Annotated in this window: 15 protein-coding genes; 3 read left to right on the plus strand and 12 right to left on the minus strand. The window is 40.4% G+C overall.

The window, feature by feature from the left end:
- Positions 1 to 175: 175 nt before the first annotated feature.
- The 12 genes from H8S90_RS21920 to H8S90_RS21975 form a co-directional block, all read right to left on the minus strand.
- Entirely contained in the window at positions 176 to 733 is a 558-nt protein-coding gene (locus H8S90_RS21920) for a sigma-70 family RNA polymerase sigma factor (RefSeq protein WP_187339925.1), read from the minus strand.
- A gap of 251 nt (positions 734 to 984) precedes the next feature.
- Positions 985 to 2,421 carry an NAD(P)/FAD-dependent oxidoreductase gene (locus H8S90_RS21925; protein ID WP_187339926.1) on the minus strand — a complete coding sequence of 479 codons (1,437 nt, stop codon included), beginning with the start codon at positions 2,419 to 2,421 and terminating at the stop codon, positions 985 to 987.
- A gap of 69 nt (positions 2,422 to 2,490) precedes the next feature.
- Entirely contained in the window at positions 2,491 to 3,753 is a 1,263-nt protein-coding gene (soxC, locus tag H8S90_RS21930) for a sulfite dehydrogenase (RefSeq protein ID WP_187339927.1), read from the minus strand.
- Between the two features lie 11 nt (positions 3,754 to 3,764).
- Positions 3,765 to 4,394: a c-type cytochrome gene (locus tag H8S90_RS21935; RefSeq protein ID WP_255501694.1), complete on the minus strand. Its 630-nt coding sequence runs from the start codon at positions 4,392 to 4,394 to the stop codon at positions 3,765 to 3,767.
- Positions 4,366 to 6,009 (minus strand): hypothetical protein, encoded by a 1,644-nt coding sequence (locus tag H8S90_RS21940; protein WP_255501695.1) that lies wholly within the window; start codon positions 6,007 to 6,009, stop codon positions 4,366 to 4,368. The genes H8S90_RS21935 and H8S90_RS21940 overlap by 29 nt, the downstream gene beginning before the upstream one ends.
- A gap of 11 nt (positions 6,010 to 6,020) precedes the next feature.
- Positions 6,021 to 7,388 carry a DoxX family protein gene (locus tag H8S90_RS21945; protein WP_187339928.1) on the minus strand — a complete coding sequence of 456 codons (1,368 nt, stop codon included), beginning with the start codon at positions 7,386 to 7,388 and terminating at the stop codon, positions 6,021 to 6,023.
- A 45-nt stretch (positions 7,389 to 7,433) separates the two neighbouring features.
- Positions 7,434 to 8,696: a RagB/SusD family nutrient uptake outer membrane protein gene (locus tag H8S90_RS21950; RefSeq protein WP_255501696.1), complete on the minus strand. Its 1,263-nt coding sequence runs from the start codon at positions 8,694 to 8,696 to the stop codon at positions 7,434 to 7,436.
- Between the two features lie 84 nt (positions 8,697 to 8,780).
- Positions 8,781 to 11,834 (minus strand): TonB-dependent receptor, encoded by a 3,054-nt coding sequence (locus H8S90_RS21955; RefSeq protein WP_222852163.1) that lies wholly within the window; start codon positions 11,832 to 11,834, stop codon positions 8,781 to 8,783.
- A gap of 324 nt (positions 11,835 to 12,158) precedes the next feature.
- Complete coding sequence (locus H8S90_RS21960) at positions 12,159 to 14,354, minus strand: transferrin receptor-like dimerization domain-containing protein (RefSeq protein WP_187339930.1); 2,196 nt, start codon at positions 14,352 to 14,354, stop codon at positions 12,159 to 12,161.
- Positions 14,355 to 14,364: 10 nt separating this feature from the next.
- Complete coding sequence (locus tag H8S90_RS21965; protein ID WP_187339931.1) at positions 14,365 to 15,363, minus strand: TlpA disulfide reductase family protein; 999 nt, start codon at positions 15,361 to 15,363, stop codon at positions 14,365 to 14,367.
- Between the two features lie 212 nt (positions 15,364 to 15,575).
- Positions 15,576 to 17,486 (minus strand): glycoside hydrolase family 172 protein, encoded by a 1,911-nt coding sequence (locus H8S90_RS21970; protein ID WP_187339932.1) that lies wholly within the window; start codon positions 17,484 to 17,486, stop codon positions 15,576 to 15,578.
- A gap of 94 nt (positions 17,487 to 17,580) precedes the next feature.
- On the minus strand, positions 17,581 to 18,507 hold the full coding sequence (locus tag H8S90_RS21975) for a hypothetical protein (RefSeq protein ID WP_187339933.1): 927 nt from the start codon (positions 18,505 to 18,507) through the stop codon (positions 17,581 to 17,583).
- A gap of 185 nt (positions 18,508 to 18,692) precedes the next feature.
- Here H8S90_RS21975 and H8S90_RS21980 point away from each other — a divergent pair, with 185 nt between their 5' ends.
- The 3 genes from H8S90_RS21980 (at position 18,693) to H8S90_RS21990 (ending at position 21,330) form a co-directional block, all read left to right on the plus strand.
- Complete coding sequence (locus H8S90_RS21980; protein WP_187339934.1) at positions 18,693 to 19,235, plus strand: DUF922 domain-containing protein; 543 nt, start codon at positions 18,693 to 18,695, stop codon at positions 19,233 to 19,235.
- A gap of 70 nt (positions 19,236 to 19,305) precedes the next feature.
- Positions 19,306 to 20,046 carry an MBL fold metallo-hydrolase gene (locus H8S90_RS21985; protein ID WP_187339935.1) on the plus strand — a complete coding sequence of 247 codons (741 nt, stop codon included), beginning with the start codon at positions 19,306 to 19,308 and terminating at the stop codon, positions 20,044 to 20,046.
- A 114-nt stretch (positions 20,047 to 20,160) separates the two neighbouring features.
- On the plus strand, positions 20,161 to 21,330 hold the full coding sequence (locus H8S90_RS21990; RefSeq protein ID WP_187339936.1) for a FecR family protein: 1,170 nt from the start codon (positions 20,161 to 20,163) through the stop codon (positions 21,328 to 21,330).
- Positions 21,331 to 21,490 lie beyond the last annotated feature (160 nt).

Raw genomic sequence — 21,490 nt, forward strand, 5'->3', positions numbered from 1 at the left:
TTATTGGATTATTTACGTTTCTTTGTATGTTCGAAAGGATGATTTATATATTTCCTTTATAAAAAGTTCTCGATTTATATTGCATATGAATGAATTCGCGAAATAAGTCGTTAAAATCCTTGAACATTATTGATTTTCTATAGTACTTAAGGAGTCGATACAGCTGCGAAACGAATTACTCTCGATAAATACCCTTTATCTGCTGTCTTATGATTTTTAATGCTTTTATCATGTGTTTCTCTACCGTGCTGACTGATATTTGAAGATGATCGGCAATTTCCAAGTAAGACATATCTTGCTCATGCTTCAATAAATAAACACGCTGTGGTTGAAGAGGAAGTGATGCTATACAATGAGAGATTGCCTTTTGGAGTTCTAGATAATTAATTTGTTGTTCAGTTTGGTTGCTATTTGGCAAATGATTATTTCCAGCTATTTTGGCGATATATTTCTCCCTAACGATCTGTGCTTTAATGTAGTTAAAGATTTTATATTTAAGTGCTTGCTTGAGGTAAGCCACTATGGAGGTCTGAATAACGAGCTTTGAACGATTTTGCCAAATATCTGCAAACAAATCTTGGATTAAACCTTTAACAATCTCTTCATTGGGCAAACGCTTATAGGCTTGATTGAAAAGCAAAAACCAATATTCGTCATATAAATACTTAAAGGCTTCCCGATCGTCATTTTTCAACCTACTTACAACGTCATCATTGATTTTTTTAATATTCACTGACATTTTCTTAAAGTTTAGTGGAAATCCAAACAAACCGCCAGCTTTAACAAGGATTATTGGTTAATTTTAAACAATTTTACACAAAAATGTTTTTCAAATCAAAATATTTATTAAAAAATATTAAAATCGTTAGAAAAAATCCAACATACCAGTACTATTATCTCATTAAACATCATTAAACATTAAAAAACTATTATTACAACGGAAGGTACAAATAACATTTGCTGCATCATTTGCCGACACCAATTTTAGACGACCTGAATTTTAAAAATATCGGCCAATACTTGCTTGGCCGCATGATACCCGCCCATACCATGCACACCACCTCCAGGTGGTGTAGAAGCTGAACAGATATACAGCCCTTTTCCAGCGGTTCGATAAGGAGAAAACCGCAAAGCCGGACGTGTAAACAATTGGTCAATATCTAGCGCACCGCCATTGACATCCCCTCCATGAAAATTCGGGTTATACTCTTCCAATTGCGCTGTTGAGGTGGCATGTTTTGCTAAAATCAAATCATGAAAGCCCGGAGCAAACCTTTCAATCTGCTGCTCTATAGTCGCCGTCATATCTTTACCCGACCCATTGGGCACGTGGCAGTAAGCATAAGCGGTATGCTTACCTCTAGGTGCACGATCGACATCGATTAAGCTTTGCTGCGCAAGGAGTACAAAAGGTTTTTCGGGGTGTTTCCCGTTAGCTATAAGCGATTCTGATAAGGCAACTTCCTCAAAGGAATTCCCAATATGGACCGTTCCAGCCTCCTGACATTCAGGTGCCGTGAAAGGAATTGGCCCATCAAGTGCCCAATCAACCTTAAACAAACCCATACCATATCGGTATCGCTCCATCTGCCTTTTATAGATGTACGGAAATTTGTGCCCGGCAATCTGCAATAACTGTCTCGGTGAAGTATCAAAAACAACAGCTCTACTGCTAGGAATATCTTTTAGCGAACGAACATAAACATTAGTTTCTATTTTACCACCTAATGAAAGAAAGTAGCTGGCCAAAGCATTGGCCATGTTTTGTGTACCGCCTTTTACAATCGGCCATCCCGTAATATGTCCATTGATGGTAAGCACCAGAGCAATAGCGGATGTGGTAAGTTTCTGAAAAGGGAGCATGCTATGGGCAACCATTCCCGCCCACAGACCTTTCAACTGTTTAGTTTTAAACCGACGGGCCAGAATTGTCGCAGGTAATAACGCTCTTAAACCGAATTGGGCAAAGTTCAACGGATACTTTGGAAATCCCAATGGACCTAACAAGTCCTTAGCAATTGTTGGCCATTTTTCTACAAGTGGGCCAAAAAGCGAAAGATAGGATTCTTTATCTTTACCAAAAGATGAAGCAGTTTCCAATATATCCCTCCTTAGCGCACCGGCGGTCCCATCGTCGAATGGATGTGCTGCCAAAACTTCCGGATTGATATAGGTCAAACCATGATATTCCAACGGCAGACTATTAAAAAAGGGAGATGCAGCCGCCATCGGGTGAACCGCTGAACAGACATCATGCACAAAACCGGGCAAAGTCAATTCCGCACTGCGCATACCGCCACCAACGGTTCCTTTTGCTTCCAATAGCAACACCGAGAGCCCATATTGGCGTAGCAAAATAGCCGCAGCAAGACCGTTCGGTCCCGAACCAACCACTATCGCATCGTATTCAAAATTACCCATAATTCAAAAAACCATCAAAAACGTAAGATTAAAAAATATCCAGGGAACAAATAAAGGTAAAAAATTCTTTTAAAGAACGTCATTATCTGCTAACCAGACGGTGCCGTCTGTTTTGATCTCCCAAGCAGTTATCGGGTTAAAATGATATCCGCCTCGGCTCTCTCTTACGGAAGACAACATTCGATAGCTTGGTTGAACATAACCCGTTTCATCTATTGCCCTGCTCATCACAATTGTTCCCCTGCCATTCCATCTCCATAAATAGTGGAAAGCGGTATGCGCTTTGCTGAGCACTGGTTCCTGCAATATCGCTGCTTGCCACGTTTTCCCTTCGTCTACGCTAATCTCCACTTGTATAATTTTCCCCCAGCCACTCCATGCAATCCCGCGGATTTCCACCCATCCTTTTTCTATACGTAGTGGGTAAGAAGGAAACGTTATAATCGATCGGGCGTCCATAAGAAAGCTAAATTGTCGGATTTTTCCATCGGCAATTTTCTCTGTATATTTCGAGGTCTCTTCTCTTGTCATAAAAGGCTGGTTGGCAATCTCGATACGCCTAATCCATTTGATCTGTGTATTTCCCTCCCATCCGGGCAATAGTAGTCGCGCCGGATACCCTTGTTCGGGACGCAAAGCTTCTCCATTCTGCGCATAAACAATCATGGCGTCCTCATACGCTTTCTCTAAAGGGATACTGCGCGTCATGACTGCAGCATCGTTTCCTTCTGCCAAGAACCAACTTGCTTGGGGTTTCACCCCCACCTCACGGAAAAGTGTGGACAACATTACACCAGTCCATTCGCTCTGACTGGTTAGACCGCAAATTTCCTGCGGCGTTAATTCGGCCTTACCAGAACGAAAATTACCGGAACATTCGATGAAACATATACGTGTAAACGATGGGAATCGCATTAAATCGCGCAATGTAAAAGACATGGGTTTATTGACCATTCCATGAATAACCAGTTCATACCGTTTTGGATCCATCGTAGGCACTCCACCATGGTTACGCTCAAAATGTAGATCTGAAGGGGTAATGGTGCCGAAAAGATTCTGTAAAGGTGTTCGGGAGGAAGTAAAGGATGGCAGCTTTTTCAGTTTTTCGAAAGGAGAACGTGTACCTAAAGGCCCCGGTGGAACGCCAGGTACTTTTGTCGGATCCTTCGGCACAAATATTGGTTTTGCTTCCTGGATTACCTTGCCGAAGGCGTCTGGCACTAGTGCCAGACCAAGCGCCGCTGCGCCTCCCAACATCCGACGTCTGCTTATTTTTACTGCGGGTATATGATCGGGGAACTGCGTATCTAATATCTTTTTATCCTTGTTCATGTGTACACTAGTTAACGTACTTCGGGTCCGCCACGACGATCATCTGCCACGAAGTGCTTCTTCGCGGGCATTTCAACGGCAGGCAAGGTTTGCCGGTTAATTTCATCATCTCGGTTTATAACACCATTCGCGTACAATAAAAAGGCCGTAACCTGATACACCTCTTCGTTCGTCAGTGATCCTGGTTCATTGTAAGGCATTGTACGTCTGATATAATCAAATATCGTTGTCGCATAAGGCCAATAGTTGCCAATGGTTGCAGCCCGGGATGCACTATCCGCAACAAGTACGTCAAAGGGACCTTCTCTTCCCGTCTCACCATGGCAGGAAGCACACTTCTTTTGAAATAAAAGTGCTCCGTCCTTTGCGTATCCCATGCCGTCAGGCAATCCTTTTCCGTCTGGCGTAATGCTGATGTCTAATCGCTCAATTTGTGCTTTCGTCGCTCTGGAACCGAAGTCAAAGCTTGCCGGCCAGCCGTTTTCGTCTGGGCGAACCACTATATTTTCTGCAGGAATGGCATAAGATGAAGACGCTTGTTCCTTCGGATGGTTTCCTTGGCATGCCGTTAATAAGCCAATAAATAATATATAAATCAAGACTGATCTCACCTCAACTTCCGCCTCCATATTTTCCAGCATCCAATGTACTTCTTGTTAAAATATAGTTCCGTTCTCTCCGTTCAAGCACGACCTTAATAGAATCCCTGTTTTCATTTAGACCTTCCAATATGACCTGCGATCCATCCTCATTTGCATCATAACGCAAAATCATTTTTTTCCGAATCACCGGACGAGGTTTCTGTGCAAAGTCTCGAGTTCTTCGAGCAGTGGCGCCACGGTGGTCGATAAAGTTAAGTTCTTCTCCGATAGTTTGCCACGCCTGCTCACTGATCCAGTTTTCCGGATAAATATCGTTTACTTCTTCTTCGGAAGCCTCTTGCCTATTGGGATAATCCCCTTGCCTGCGGTGGCTCCCACCTATGAAACGGGCAGTAGCGATATTTTTATCTTGTAAATATAGTGTCCGCTCAACGGTATCGGCATAATAGTGAAAAACCCGCCTTCCGCCTCCCACACCAGCGACTTCAAAAGTTCTATCTATATCCCGAATAGGATTTCCTCCGCCATTGGAGAGATCCAGTGGTTGGGGGTTATTTACTTTAAAGGTCATCGTTGTCCATTTTTCAAAAGTAAGATCCTGCCAACGTACCGTATCATTTGGATTATAGGCTATTGCCTCATTATTCAGCAAAAATTCTTTTACTTCATAATAACCTCTTAATTTAGACAAGCCAGGCGATGAGGGTTGTTTATAGGGGTCATACCAAAAGTTAAGTAGTTGTACATAAAAAAGTATTCCCAAGAAAACAATAATGACTACTGCTTTAAGCCCAAAGCGTAGCACATGTTGCCAGGTTTTATCAAAGCGGGGGTAATAATTGAAAGGTACCGTATATTGTTCTAAGATCATTAAACGATATATTCTCGGCACATAATAGGAAAGGATAAACAAACCAAAAAGTACGAAATATGATGCATACACGTGCACTCCCCCTTCATAGGCGAAATTTACGTAAGTAATACTTCCCAAGGCTCCTACTAATAATGCAGCACCAAAGACTGTTGTTTTTCTAAAGAAAAGCATGGTTCCTGCTAACAATTCTACTACCCCTGTGAATACCTGATACCAAGGTACAATGCCAATAGATAACCAATATATTTTTTGCTGTGTAAGATCACCGAAGTTGGTATTCAGCAGACCTTCTGAAGGATAGGGCATTTGTACTGGAAGAACTTTTGTAAACGCAAAACCTATAATACCAATTCCAGCGCGATATCGCGCCGCAACCAACAACCAGTAATGCCATTTAGTATAATTTCTTGTATTTTTGTCCAATAGCGACCAGATTCCACCGCCAATGATCGCTATTACTAACACTACTATCCAGTCGGAATAACCATACATTCGTGGTAGCCACTGATTTAATAAGGGGAAAGAAGGCTGAAAACGCGCAATATCATAAAGATCCCGATAATGTAAACTCAGCCAATCAATAGAAAAAAAATCAGTGTACCAGCTCCAACGCCAAGGAATCGACATCAGCATAAAAAATATGAAAACGACTCGAAACAGTATTTTCTGATAACCTTTCCAGTCACTTTCAACTGTTACTTGACTATTTCTTTTTTCTTCAGCTTGCTTTTGACGAATATCTTCTGCCGTAGTTGTGTCTGGGTTCAATTGTGTTTCCATAATCTTATTTTTTATAATACCAAACGACTTCTTCTGCCAACTTTGCCCGCTTCCTCCAACAGGTATTTTTTCTCAATTTTGTTGAGTGTAATCGTTAAAGAATCTCCTTTACCGGTTGTTCCATGCAGTAAAATGGTACGATCGTTATGCCGATCAAAGGTTAGCTTATAGCTCTCTTGTTCGTTATTATTCCCCAAACTATTCATTACAAAGGTCTTAGCCATTGTATCCAATTGATAACGATAATAATGTCTGCCCACAGTTCCGGCATATTCGAAATTCCTGGCCTCACTTAGCGGATGAATAAGTTCCACATTGCTGATTACCGGTTGGGCCTGCTTTCCGGTTTTTATACTCAAAGTAGGCCACCGTTCTATAACAACATTTTCCCACCGTATACTGTCGGTTCTATTATAAGGCAACGACGTACCATTGAAAACAAAACGGGATACGTCATAAAAACCTGCTAAATCGGCATCCTGCTGTTCGGGATAATGATAGGGCCCTTTTTGATAAGCTGCATAAGTTTTAAAACCATACAGTACAACGAAGAAAAGAATAAATACACTTTTCAATATAAGTTGCGCTTTAGCTTGCCATACTTTTGGATAAACTGGCCGGTAAATACTGGGATAAGTTGGCCGTTCCAACGAAAGTAAGCGGAATAAACGTGGCGCATCGTAACACAGTAGAAACAGTGCAAACTGAATAAGATAAAGACTATAAACGGTTTCCCCTCCCTCATATGCCAAGTTGGACAAAAACACGTTTCCTGTAAAGCATAAAATAATGAACGACCCGATAAAAACAGTTTTGCGGTAAAAAAGTAGCAGACCTGCAAAAATTTCTACAGCACCCAAGAAATATTCAAAAGAAGGGGCAACACCCAAACTCAGCGAAAACAATCTCCAAGCTGAAAGATCCCCATAATTTGTGTTCAGGTCACTTAGGGAAGGATAGGGCGACTGTAACGGAAACAATTTAATAAAACCATAGGCAATCACACCAATTGCTAAACGATAGCGGAGAATGACACGAAGCACATAATATAGTCCAACATAGTTATCTTGTTTTTTTTTAAATAGAGACCATATTAAGCCCCCCAGTAAGGCAATAGCGGTCAAAATTCCCCAGTCGCCAAACGTATGAATCCCCCAAAAATCGATACTTCGTTCTGTTTCTAATAGTTGAGGGGTATATCGGCTGATGTTAAAAATATCCTGAAATTGCAGATTAAACCAATTCAACTGAAAAAGTCTGACATAATATTTCCAATCCAAGGGAACTGCCTGCAGTATAAAATAGATAAAGAAAAAACGGAAAAGCACCCGTTCATACGGCTTCCAATTTATCTTGTCTTGATTATTTAAAATGTCCATAGTCTCTTAATTTAATACCTATTTTTATTTATGGAATCAGCATTTTTAATAACCCGGATTCTGTTCAAGTGCTTGATCTGTTAATAATTGCTCCGCTGGAATGGGCATCAAGTACCGGTCGGAATCGGTGACTCCTAATACCGCTGCAGCCCGTCCGGTACGCACCAGATCAAACCATCTATGTGCTTCTAAGCCGAATTCTAAACGCCTTTCATTTTCGATAGCTAATAATATTTCATTTGCCGTGGCAGCTTCGCTATCCGCTAAATTTGCCCGATGCCGGATAGCATTTAAGTCTGTCAGAGCGTTTTCTAATTGCCCAAGCCCTGCATAAGCTTCTGCACGAATCAGATAGAGTTCCGCTATGCGAATGACATAGGTTGGATCTGTAGCAGGGCTACGATAATAGAGATTGCCATACCATCGATTTTGGTTATCTCTGGCCACCAATGCGCTCCGTGTTCCGCCCGTTAAGGGATCATTCAATAAAGACGCGAAAGTATCGTTAGGCGCCCATTGGCGAGTACCTCCATTTTGCTGTGGTTGCCATTGGCCACGATGGGGGTTCAATTCATTGGCATTATAAAAAATTTCAAAAACAGATTCGCGAGTCCCGGTAACACCTTCCGCAAAGAATGCATAATAAGGTTCTAATAACTCATAATTTGCCCTGTCATCTATCAGGCGGCTAGCATAATCTATTGTCTGTTGCCAATCTTGATTGTAGAGATAATATCTGGCCTTCAAAGCCCATGCCGTTTTACGTGTCGCCTGAAAACGGTTTGTGTTTTCAGGAAGTAAGGTCTCTGCTATTTCTAAATCAGCTAAGGCCTGTGCATATGTTTCCGCTTGTGTACTACGTGGAATCCCGGAATTGTCCTCAACCGATTGTGTAGGCGTTGTAATAAGCGGGACACCGCCCCAAGTTCGGGCTAAGTCGAAATAAGCAAGCGCTCGAATGAAATAGGCTTCGCCAGCTATTCTGTTCTTAACGTTTTCCGATATCACATCATCGGCCAACACGGATACGTCATAAATGACTTGATTAGCGCGGTTAATCGCTACATAAATGCCATTCCAGGAACTAGAAACAGTAGGATTTTCTGCATTTACCCGATGATTGATGAACTCCTGTACTTGCGACTGTGATCCTGTCCATTGGATATTATCCCCAGAAAGATAGGCAATAGACTGGAAATCGACACTATAATAATCGCGTAGAGCACTGTATACCCCATTCAATGCTGCATTTGCCGAAACTTCATCCACAATAATATTTTCGCCTGAAATAGATGCTCTGGGTTCCACATCTAAAAATTTATTACAACTCGCCAAAAATGTAATAAGACATAAACAAACTATATTCTTTATTGCTCTCATCTATCAATGTTTTTAAAGCGTTAAATTGATACCTAATTGAAAACTCCTCGGTTGCGGGGGGGTACCTAAGTCAATTCCCTGTTCATTCGGCGAACTGCTAGCAGCTGCTTCAGGATCAAGACCTGAGTAATTTGTCCATGTAAACAAATTATTCGCTTGTAAATAGAAACGTAAACGTTCTATGTGTAAGCGGTCGGCGATATGTTCTGGTACCGTATATCCTATGGTCAACGAACGTAAACGCAAATAAGAACCATCTTCCAGCCATCTGCTCCCCCCGTCACGATAATTGTTCACATTCACTCCATCCGAACGCGGCACATCGGTAATGTCACCGGGCTGCTGCCATCTGTCTAAATTGGAAGCAAATATCACCCGAGCGTCATCCCGAGCTCCACCTCCTTCTCCAAAAAAACGATTGTGGTTGTAAATTTCATTACCATATGAAAAAACAAGAAAAGCGGAAAGGTCGAAATTTTTATACGTCAAAGTGTTGGTTAGACCACCAAAAAAATCCGGCCAAATATCACCCATAATCTTTCGGTCGTCAGTTGTAATACGTCCATCTTCATTTACATCTTCATATACCGCATCGCCCGTTTGTGGATCAACATATAATTGGTTGTATACCCAAAAAGAATACAAAGGATGTCCCTGCTGAAATAAGATCAGATCACGGCTGCCATAATACAATGGGTTATCCAACTTTTCAATTTTGTTGACATTTCGGGAAATATTAAAATTTGTTTGCCAGGTAAAATCCTGTTTACGGATATTCCAGCTATTTATCGCCAATTCAAAACCCCTATTGCTGATTTCCGCGGCATTAGCGGTATAACTGTTAAAGCCTGTTGTTGCAGCCAAAGTAACCGGTAATAAGCCATCTTTGGTATACTTATCATATACATTAAATGATACATCCAAAGCCTCATTGAATAAGGCCGCGTCTATTCCGATATTCAATTGGTCAGTACGTTCCCAACGTAAAGCAGTATTAGGTAATTGTAATGGTGAAATGCCTGGAATACCTTGATAAGATGCGTCAATTCCCGACCATAATCGGCGGGCTGCAAAGGCGTCAATACCATTTTGATTACCCGTGCTTCCATAACTAACACGAATCTTCAGGTCATTTATCGCTGATACATCCTTTAAAAAATTTTCTTGCTTGACACGCCAAGCAGCACCTACTGCTGGGAAAAAGCCCCAAGGATCTGCCGAACCAAAGCGGGAGGATCCATCTGCCCTGATAGAGAAGTCAATTAAGTATTTATCTGCAAAGCCATAATCAATTCGCCCAAAAAAAGAAGCAAGGTTATACTTTTCCCAATCCTGACTGCTGGTGCTATTGGCAGCAGAGGAAATCAACTTAAAATCATTGCTAGCAAAGCCTCTTCCCGTTGCCGAAGTACGTTCAAGCGTCGACCCCTGTAAGGTATTGCCCAATAACACACCAAATGCATGCTTTTCATTCCATGTCTTGCGGTAGGTCAAAGTCTGTTCGTTGATCCAGGTAGTAGCCTGGCCGATCGCAGAGGTTGCCAGACCGTCAGGACTTCCCGCGATTAATTGATTGTTCCAATATTCGGATTCGTTATAATTGTTATAGTCAATGCTAAAGGTAGAACGAAATTTTAGATCGGGCAATAACTCAATATCCGCATATATGTTACCAATATAGCGCAAACTGGTGGTATTCACGTCATAATTTTCCAGCAGTAAGCTTAAGTTATCGAAGCCTGCACGCCCCACCAACACCCCCTCTTCATTATAGGGAGAAAGGTAAGTCGGTGTGTGCAAAGCTGCTTGCAACAAACCGCCCTGCGGACCGTCACCTGCGCGGGCTTGATTTCTGCCCGTACGTGATAAGCTATTACTGGTTCCGATCTGCACCCGATCATTTATTTTTTGATCAAGATTCACTTTAAAACTAACCCGGTCAAAACTTATCGGCTTGAGTATAGATTCTTGCTTATTAAAACCTCCCCCCACATAGTATCGTGTAGCACTTGAACCGCCACTTACAGCAATATCCGCATTGGTAAGTGAAGCGGTACGAAAAGCTTCACCTAAACGATCGTACGTTTGCTGCTCCTCCTGCAGACCTCTGCCGGCAACGCCATTAATTACGTCATCAATTGGTCTAAAAGGCTCTGGTTGTCCAATATTACGATTATACTCATTAACCAGTTCGGCATGTTCCGGTCCAGTAGTCAGATCCCATAATTTTACGGCTTTTGCAATCCCTTGGGAAGCATTCACATTGATTCTTGGTTTTTGATTATAGTTTCCACGCTTAGTCGTAATAATAATCACCCCATTAGCGCCTCTGGAACCATAAAGTGAAGTTGCCTCTGCATCCTTCAACACTTCAACACTTTCTATATCCGCTGGATTAATGTCGGCGATTGGAGAAGTTGCCTTCCCTCCGGTATTTAGGGTCTGTAAACTGGTGGTATTCAAGAAAACACCATCCACTACATATAATGGGTCATTGCTGGCATTAATGGACGTAGCTCCTCTCAAGCGCACATTTACAGCTTCTCCTGGCACACCCGTATTACTTGAAATCTGAACACCTGCCACTTTTCCTTGTAGCTGGGCATCGATACCTCCTACCGGAATATCTTTTGTTTCCGCTGGATCAATTTTTGTAATTGAACCAATCAAATTGCGTCTTTGTTGTGTAGTATAACCTACCACGACTACGTCATTCAATTGATTGAACCCGGGTTTCAATAAGATTTCTACTTTTTCATCATCAACAACAAGCTTTTTTTGATCATAGCCAACATAACTGATGATCAATGTGTAGGGAAATTTCTGCCCTGTCACAAAATTAAATTTACCATCTTCGTCGGTAGAGGCGTTATGGGTTGTACCTTCAATATGTACCAAAGCTCCTGGTAGCGGTTCTCTTGTTAAAGAATCCAGCACAACACCATTTAAAGTGGAATTGATTAGAGGTTTGGTTTGGGCGGATAGCGCTTGATCGTCTGCGTAATAAACTGCCATAAAAAGAAAAATGTAAGCTAATCTTTGCCACACCGTTACCTGTATTTGCATATGTTGTAGGGTTTAGTTACTAAATTTATTGATTGTTGCCCTGTCGACAGACACCAATCATCCTTTATAAATCCTTGAAAATATCCGGTTTTTCTTACCCAATATTTTCGCTTGCTCTATTATTTATTGTGATTTCATGTCGTAATAAATATGTATAAGCTTTTGAATCGCAAAAAATGTCAGGATGACGGATATGGCAAAGGTAAAATTAAATTTTAAAAAAAGAATACTTAGTCTATAAAAATAGTAGTCATTTATACATAGACACAAAAATCACATACCTTTGTTACAAAGTCACAGCCATTTCAACAAAAGCTTAGCCTGCTAAACGAAGATATCATGGAGTCTTTTTGTGAGGTTTTGTATCGTACCTATAAGTGCCTCCATCTGCTGCTCCAGTTCTTCATAATGCCCTTCTTCCAATGCCTCTTTTACACCAGGAAGTGTTTTCACTCCATAGCCAGTATAAAAACCGGGAGCATAAATACTGTGTTTATACCACGGTCGCCTTGGAAGACCGTTTGGTAATAGTAGGGCTTTCTCCGCCTGAAAAAGTTTTGCATTCTCAACAGACAATGCTTGTTCATCTCCTTTAAAGTTACTTTGTCTTTCCGCTAATTGAGATGCAGCCATCCCTAAACTATCTATCGCTACGAATAAGTTCTCAAACGAAAGGGGTGGTACCGGCAGTTTAGATTTCGGTGTCACAAACTCTTTCTTGGGATCGGCCGCCATCAGATAAATAGAATCACTGATGAGTTTATTTTCAGATTCATATGCCTGACGTAGTTCGTCAGCTTGCGTTTTTATTTCTTTTGCATACGTTTTGATCGCCTCATGTAATCCTCGAAAATCGAAGGGTAAAATATTTGCTTCCGAAATACGCAACACGGCACGACCAGCAGCTTGCGATAAAGCTACGCCATAACTAAAATCAGGATCTTTAAAGCGAATATAATGATCGTACGAGTCATAAATGCTATGGTAATCTCCAGCGGAACTTTCACCGCCAAAAGCAAAATTAAGACTGGGAATACCAAGATGTTGTAAAAATGCGGAATAGTCAGATCCAGTACCCAAAGCTTGTAAGGCATACTGGTCTTGCTGTAACAGCTCTTGTTTTTTATGGCGTGAGGAGGTAGATAATACCGTGCTTGCCAATTTGCGATCATAGACAGGTCTATCAGTTAACGGATCCCTCACTTCTTTTGAAATGTCGGTAACCAAAGCTTTGAATGCATGCGAACCACCAGCGTTAAAGAACCCCCTGCTATTACCATCACTGTTGATGTAAGCAACAGCCTTTTGCCGCAATTCATCCGCATGATGCTCCACCCATTCGGTTGAGCCTAATAGCGACTGTTCTTCTCCATCCCACGCACAATATATCAAAGTGCGTTTGGGCCTAAACCCTTGTTTCACCAAAGATCCGATCGCTTTAGCTTCTTCAAGTAACGCCGCCAATCCACTCACGGGATCATCTGTCCCGTTTACCCATGCATCGTGATGATTACCTCTTATAACCCATTGATCAGGATATACGTCACCTGTGATTTTTGCAATTACATTATAAGCGGGCACAATATCCCAACTTTGTTTAATCTTGAGATGTACCTTTGCTTTTCCACCACCCAATCTATAGGTAATAGGTAAAGCTCCCCGCCAAGAGTCTGGAGCTACAGGGCCATCTAAAGCCGCTAACAAAGGTTGGGCATCATGGTAGCTAATAGGCAGTACCGGAATTTTCAGAATTGTAGTAGCCTCTTCCCTTCTCAAACGTTTAGCTTCTTTGGTTGCACCTATTCCAGGTGTTAATGGATCACCGGGATAAAGTACCATATCCATTACAGATCCCCGCTGCACCGTATGTTCGTTTTTAAAAGGCCCCTCAGGGTAGCCATCTCCCTGATAGTAACCATCTTCTTTGGGGTCAGAATAGATAATGCATCCTACTGCCCCGTGTTCATAAGCCACCTTAGGTTTTATCCCCCTCCAACTATTGCCATACTTGGCGATTACAATTTTACCCTTTACATCTACCCCTAAACGTTCTAATTGCTCGTAATCAGCGGGTAAGCCATAATTAACAAATACTAACGGAGCTGTCACGTCGCCATCCGCCCCCCATGCATTATAGGTTGGCAATTGCCCCTCTTGGCTTGAGGAAGCATCTCCGTCTACAGCGGGTTCTTTTAAAATAGCTGTATAAGTTGTTGGTTCGATTAACTCTAATTTTCTTTCCAATGGGGTCGGAAAAAGCACGTGGAAAGTTTCTATTTCAACATCCCATCCATAATTATTGAACCATTGATAAATTTCTTCAGCCACCTCCTTACCTCTAGCTGATCCTAGATGATGTGGGTAAGCAGATAAGTTTTTTATATTGGTGCCTATGCTCTCTTTTTCCAATAAAGTATCGAAACGCTGCTCGAGTTGATTCTCCTGTTGCGCATTTAAATGCGCAAAGGTTCTCAGCATTAAACATAAGAGTGGCAGAAGCCGTTTTAAATGTACATTCATATACGGTTAATTAGTTGTTTAACAATCTTTCCAAAGTATCATGAAGCTCTTCACCTTTGAGGTTTCTAGCCACAATAGTTCCATCCGGACCGATAAGAAAATTAGAAGGAATTGCTCTCACCCCATAAAGCTTCGCCGGGGCACTGTTCCAGAAAGCCAAATCAGATACCTGCGGCCAGTCTAATTTATCATCTGCTACAGCCTTTATCCAGGCGTCTTTTTTCTTATCTAGACTCACCCCATACACAGAAAACCCCTTATCTTTATATTTCTGATAAGCAGCTACTACATTGGGATTTTCTTTCCGGCAAGGACCACACCATGCGGCCCAAAAATCGAGCAGTACATAGCCCTTACCTAACTGATCACTTAATGACACGGTGGTCCCCTGAAGATCTGGCAATTGAAAATCAGGGGCTATACTCCCAATCTGCACCGTCTTTAATACCTTGGCTAACTCGGTGAGTACCTGTACGTATTCCGTTTGGTGTAAGACTGGATCTAGCTCTTTCAAATTAGCCTCAATTTCTTCAGGGGTTAGTCGATAAGAAAAATCACGATAAAGTATATATGCAGATACTATCGAAGATGGATTTTCTTTAATAAATTTTGTGATATCTACATTTTTCCGTTTGCGGTAATCTGTGAAGAGCTTTTGGGTTTCCGATCCTTTAGTTTGTGAATTATAGTAATATTTAATGGGATCCAAAACTACATCTATCGGGCCTTCTTCCAAGAATATATAGTATGGACTTTTAGTGATATCAAGCGTTAACCCATATAGCTCAGGTAGCACCAGTGAAGTGTCAAATGAAAATTTACCATCCGAAATATTAGCAGAATCTACAGCAGTAAACATCTTATTCTCGAATTTCTGAAGATAAACCGTTCCAGTATTTACGCCTTTTACTTGCCCTTTCAACTGTAACGTCTGTTTTTGTTGTCCAAATACTAAAGAGATTTGTGTAAGCAGCAGAATAGCTAAGCTTAAAAGTTTTTTTTGTGTCATTTTGTATTTTAATTATACTTTACCAGCCACAAACAAGATTCTATTGTGACTGTTTCCATTACCGAAATAGCTGTGGAGATTGGAGTTTCCACAATTACGAAGTAAAACTACATAATATTCTACTAATATTATAGACTTTTTTTTGGCTATTTTATCGAACGGAAGTCACCAAAATGAGCAACGCTGATTTTTCCCTATACTAAAAATACTGGTTATCTATTTCTAACCAAGATAAGTCGTTCCACTATAGCCCTAGACCTTGATTCTTCCTTTTTAAAATGTAAGGTAATAGCGTCTTTAAAGTCATCTAATTCTATTTCACAAAAATAACTATGCTGTTCTGTATTTTTCATCTCCGAATAAAATGAAATAGGTTGACTTACTTGTTTCTGCCTCTGCCAGACCGTGATTTCCGCTCCCTCCGGTACTTTCTCGATATCTGCATATAACTTATAACTTCCTTTAGGTAGTTCACTAAGGTCGATTTTTACTTGTCCGCCTGTAGTTGTCTGCAATAGGTTTCCATCAATTTTTACCCGGCCTGCAACACTATAGCGCATAAGTTGTGGATAAACCATCATAGTATCAGGTATGTAAACATTCGTCAACGCATTGCCTGGCGCTGTTATTTGCGAATGAACAGGTGCATCTGCATAATAAAGTGCAACAGATGTGTAGTCTACCGGAATATTATTTTCTTCTGGCCCGTGCTCAATAGTGTGTAAAATTTCTTTATTAAATGGCATCTTGTCGGAAAGAAACAATCGATACCCTCCTGTTCTCGCAAAAGGCAACGAATAATCAAGTGAACCATGGAGAGGAAGACTCATTTTTCTGTCCCAACGGTCGAGCAGAGCATACCACCCACCATTATAATAATCTTCGGAACCCGTCCCATGTATTCTTTGTTCTCCATCAATAACCGTTACATCGTCTCCTTCAAAAAAAAGGGTCATTCCGGGGTTAAGCCCTTGTGCCTGTTGCAAGGTACCCACATAATGCCCCTTACCTTTTCCCTTTAAGAAAATGTGTGGTTCGCCAAGAGGTGCGTCTTTATTACGGTTCCAATAGGTATAAAATTTACCCTCTTTCTCTTTATCGCGCCTTTTATTGTCCACCAGTATGTCCGCTTTAACGTTAATTGGCTCTATAACGCCTTCTCCTTCATTGGGTAATCGGTAAATCAACTCAATACGTGCATTGCTATCATATGGCATTGGAAAATATGAATAATTTACATTATTGGCTGTTCCTAATAATAAGCTTTGCATGGAAACAGTACCAAATGCATAGCCAAAGAAATCAGCCATTGGCATATAAACCGCTGGAATCTTTTCATCATCCCAAGTTATTTTGAGATCAATTTGCTTTTGCAAGCCTGTAAAATTTTGCGCCGGCCAAATCTTCACTGCCACAATCCTTCCTCCTTCCTGCATATTGGCCAAAGTAATACTTTGTCCAGGAGTTAATGCTGTATCTGTATGAATTACCTGCGCATCAGTAGATAGTTGTTCGATTTCATTCCATTGGTTACCAACTGCGTCTATACCTAACTTTTCCCGTTCACTTAACTCCGCGCGGAAAGTTTCTACTTTATCTTGTCCAAAGGTGCTATATTGAATTTGATAAAACTGCATGGCTTTTCCCCTTGATACAATTTTACATCCTTTTTTAAAAGGGATTGGCACGTAACTGTAATAACCTCCAATCTCATTCCCCGTCAAAGGAGCTACAAAAGGATACACTTTTCCTGAAAAAAGATCTTCAAAACGAATGGAAAAGCTTGGCTCTTTCTCATCATCAAAGTAAAAATCTAGTGTATCACTATTAGGAGTAGGTGTCCAGATTCTATTAATAGCACCTGCTTCCTTTACTTCGAAAAGCACCAAACTACTGTCGGGATTTCTACTTATAAAAGAATATTTCCCGCTGAAACCATCATCATTACCTCCTGTTGTATCATAAGAAGAGAATTGCTTGACGGTTGCGTTCTCCATATAAGTTGGAAGCTGATGGATATTTGTTAGCTTTTCCAACTCAGTAATCATATTGATTACTTTATCCTGCCCTAAAGTTACAGAAGCATAGACACATAATAATATCGAATAGAAAAATCTCATCATAAGTTAGCTGTTTACAATTGCTAAATATAACGGTTTATTGACAACTAACAAGTGATCGACAAACAGAAATTAATGGCAATAAGCATCCTTAGCGCTAATATGAAATACCGGCAAAATCATCTTTGGCCTGTTCAAATTGATCTATCCAATTATTTCCATGTTCATCTTTCTCTCCAAAAGCCGTTAATGCTAGATCTTTCAAGTCCGCCTGAGCAGCACCACTCCAAAAATGTATAAACTCACCAAAATTCAAATCTCTTGTATAACGAAAGTAACCGTCTTCAATTGATGCCTTGGCAAAATGAACCGCCAATAACGAAAAGAAGTCATTTAATACTACTGTTTCACCATAGTCCCTATATATTGGATAAAACCAGTCTTTAAACCATCTCGTTCCTTCCTTAGGATAGTTATCTGTTACACTTTCCATCGCATCATACCATCTTTGCGCTTCGCTTTGCCAACCCAATTTTTTATACAGATCGTACTGAAAAATTTCCATCCATTTACTATCATGCCAAATAGGAAAGGCTGGAGACCGGTGCACACCTTTTGAAGCACCTTCAACAATATGTCCTATTTCATGCGCTATCACATCTAAATTCCAGTTACTGCTATCGGCCCAAGAGTTAGCTTGTCCAATATCTATGACGTTCCGAAAATCGTGACTCTCATCAAAAAATGTAGACGGATGGCCTCCGTAATATTTATCTGCATGTAACACAACAAAAAGGTGCTCTTCTGTACCGAAGGTCCCGTAGATATTTTTCACATACTCCCACATACTTGATGACGCTCTTAAAGGCCAGGAAATATTGCTATCCATGTCATCATCGTAATAAAGAGCAACATGGTCATCAAAACTAGCCAACTTTAATAGTTGGTTGTGTTCAAACCAATGCTCCTGCCAAGTAGTTGGAACATTATCAGGTACCTGTGATTCATCTATCACTGGTGCCATTTTCTTATCGCAAGCCAGAATTATACATGCGGTAATAAGTAATAAAAGTTTGTTTTTCATAATGTAAGTTTCTTGGTTTATGATTCTTTATTCCAAAAATAACCACAAATAGATGAGGAAGTTGTTAATACAATTCAAACAAAACGTTAACAGGCAATTAATTCAAAGAACAGCTGAGCACAATAAGATATTTAAAAATCACATTTTCGGAACCGATGATCTGTATGATCAGAAAATTTAACATAATGGTAATATATCAGCACTATCGTATAATCGTTTGTTTATTGTGGCTACTGCTATCGGCAGTTATCACTTTCGCTCAAGGCTATCGTCAATTAACAGAAAAAGATTTCCGTGGAACACCAGATAACAAAAACCCCTATCTATCCAACACCAAATTACGCATCGGCTACCGTTCTTCCACCGTACAGAAAGAAAACATCTTTCAGATAAAGTTTGAAGTATATTTAGATATCAACCAAAATGAATCATGGATAAAATTCGACAAAATTAACGATCAACGCACATTAACAGCTTTATTGAAACATGAACAAGGGCACTTCAAGTTAGGTGCCTTGATGCAAAAAGAGCTTACCCAGAAATTAAACAATAAGAAATATACCAAACATTATAAACAGGAGGCCGCTACAATATTTGATCGTATTTCACAAAAATACGAGTTATTACAGCTCCAGTATGACCAAGAAACCCAACATATGATGGACCGCAATCAACAACGGCTATGGGATAAAAAATTAGACAGTTTGCTGTTTAAAACACTGCATTAAATTCTCGACAACGAACTTTCATAAATAATATTAAGTTTTATAAATTTACAGTTTCAAACAAAGCTAGGATATGAAAAATATAATATTAATGCTAACCTCATGTTTGGCTACGCTTAGTGCCTTCAGTCAAACAGACTATAAGATTGAAAATATTACCATCAAACCTATTGAACATGCTACATTTGAAATAAACTGGAAGGGTAAAACGTTTCTTTTTGACCCTAGCGTACCTGCAGAAAAATTACGTGATATACCTCCACCCCAGTTAATTTTCATCACCGATATACATGGTGATCATCTCAATTTAACTACGTTGAAAGGTCTGAACCTTGATAAAGCTACCATAGTGGCATCACAGGCAGTAGCAGACTCTCTTCCCGCCGAGCTCTTAAACAAAACCCACGTACTCAACAACGGGCAAAGTATTAAGCTTGCAGACATTAACATTGAAGCCATACCTATGTACAATCTTCCAGAATCCGACAGCGCCTATCACGTCAAAGGTAGGGGAAACGGTTACGTATTAACTTTAGATAATCGTCGCATATATATAAGCGGAGATACGGAAGACACTCCTGAAATGCGTGATCTGGAGAATATATGGATGGCTTTTATATGCATGAACCAGCCCTACACAATGAGTGTAGAGCAAGCTGCAGAAGCAGTGTTGGACTTCAGGCCGAAAATTGTCTTTCCATACCATTATCGTGGACAAGACGGAAAAAGCGATGTTAATCAATTTAAACAGTTAGTCAACCAAACAGATAGCACAATTACCGTCTACACACACGATTGGTATAATGGTCAGTAAGGGAATAGCAATGCATGATATCGTCTGACAATTGATATCATGAGGTAGCATACTTTACGGAAAAAAATAAAAGAGGAGGGGTCTTTTTGCTTCTGCAAATTGTCTCCTCTTTATATGAACCGAAAAGAAATTGACCAATTTTTAACTAAAGTTGCCGCAAATGAGCACTCTGACAAAGATCTTGAACGCTTTAGGAAATGGTTGTCGTATACACCAAAACCGGAAGCCAATGATGCCTTAAATCGTTATATTGAGGTCGTTCAATTGACTGAAACTGTCGATACCGATAGACTATCACGCATTTCCCAAGAAATTGAACAGAAGTTGGATTGGAAACAGAAAAATGCAGCCAGACATCTGCCTCTGTTCATTAAAATCGCTGCTAGCGTACTGTTGATTATCTCAGGATATTATATCTTCCAGAATCAGTCTATCAATACCCAGAATACACAAAGTCATCTGTCTATACACCCAGGGAAAGAGCAAGCCACACTTATACTTGCCGATGGTTCAAAAATTGACCTTAATAAAGCCGCCGACGGCACTATTCAAGGCTCAACAAAGGAAGGAATCACTGGTTTCAGCAAAAAAGCAGGCCTCTTAAGTTATGAAGTTTCTAGACAATCTTCGGAAAAAAGACAGGTTCATACACTAGCGGTACCCCGCGGAGGTCAGTACAAATTATTGTTGCCTGATGGTACTAAAATATGGTTGAATGCAGCTAGCACTTTATCTTTTCCAACAAGTTTTGCTGCCGACAAGCGCGAAGTTTTCTTAGATGGCGAAGCCTATCTAGAAGTTGCACAGCATCCAACAGCTCCTTTTACCGTTAAAACTACCAAAGGCGAAGTTAACGTTTTAGGAACACATTTTAACATTAGAGCATATGGTAGCGAGGAAAAGGCGACCACCACACTATTGGAAGGGTCTGTAAAAGTTTCAAATAAGTACCAAAGTGCACTATTGAAACCTGGGGATCAAGCCACTCATAAGGAAAAAGAGGACATCATCCTACAGCAAGTTGAAACCACCTATGCCACTGCCTGGAAGAACGGCTATTTTATGTTCAATCAGCAGCCTATCACTGAGGTTATGGAACAGATTGCCCTTTGGTATGATATTGAGGTTTTTTACCGAGGAGAGAAACCAGTGAATAAAATATGGGGAACCACTTCACGATCTGATAGTTTCAATGATGTTTTGAAGACATTACAAGCCTTGGGCAGTGTACAATTTAAAATAGAAGGGAGGAAAGTTTATGTAGAGAAAACAAACTTTAAGTAAATATCTAAGCCTCACTATAGATCTAGATGATCAGGCTTAGTCATTCAAAAAATATAGTAAAGCTAACCAAACAAACCATACTCATACACCAATATGTAAATCTATGAATTTACCTAATATTCTTACGCTATTAAAAAATAGCATTATATGTTATCGGCAT

The organism is Olivibacter sp. SDN3, from assembly GCF_014334135.1.
GTDB lineage: Bacteria > Bacteroidota > Bacteroidia > Sphingobacteriales > Sphingobacteriaceae > Olivibacter.

Bases quoted from the DNA above. Each gene is read 5' to 3' on its own strand.
- H8S90_RS21925 (WP_187339926.1), bottom strand. From the start codon at position 2,421: ATGGGTAATTTTGAATACGATGCGATAGTGGTTGGTTCGGGACCGAAC.
- soxC (WP_187339927.1), bottom strand. From the start codon at position 3,753: ATGAACAAGGATAAAAAGATATTAGATACGCAGTTCCCCGATCATATA.
- H8S90_RS21935 (WP_255501694.1), bottom strand. From the start codon at position 4,394: ATGCTGGAAAATATGGAGGCGGAAGTTGAGGTGAGATCAGTCTTGATT.
- H8S90_RS21940 (WP_255501695.1), bottom strand. From the start codon at position 6,009: ATGGAAACACAATTGAACCCAGACACAACTACGGCAGAAGATATTCGT.
- H8S90_RS21945 (WP_187339928.1), bottom strand. From the start codon at position 7,388: ATGGACATTTTAAATAATCAAGACAAGATAAATTGGAAGCCGTATGAA.
- H8S90_RS21955 (WP_222852163.1), bottom strand. From the start codon at position 11,834: ATGCAAATACAGGTAACGGTGTGGCAAAGATTAGCTTACATTTTTCTT.
- H8S90_RS21960 (WP_187339930.1), bottom strand. From the start codon at position 14,354: ATGAATGTACATTTAAAACGGCTTCTGCCACTCTTATGTTTAATGCTG.
- H8S90_RS21965 (WP_187339931.1), bottom strand. From the start codon at position 15,363: ATGACACAAAAAAAACTTTTAAGCTTAGCTATTCTGCTGCTTACACAA.
- H8S90_RS21970 (WP_187339932.1), bottom strand. From the start codon at position 17,486: ATGATGAGATTTTTCTATTCGATATTATTATGTGTCTATGCTTCTGTA.
- H8S90_RS21975 (WP_187339933.1), bottom strand. From the start codon at position 18,507: ATGAAAAACAAACTTTTATTACTTATTACCGCATGTATAATTCTGGCT.
- H8S90_RS21980 (WP_187339934.1), top strand. From the start codon at position 18,693: ATGGTAATATATCAGCACTATCGTATAATCGTTTGTTTATTGTGGCTA.
- H8S90_RS21985 (WP_187339935.1), top strand. From the start codon at position 19,306: ATGAAAAATATAATATTAATGCTAACCTCATGTTTGGCTACGCTTAGT.
- H8S90_RS21990 (WP_187339936.1), top strand. From the start codon at position 20,161: ATGAACCGAAAAGAAATTGACCAATTTTTAACTAAAGTTGCCGCAAAT.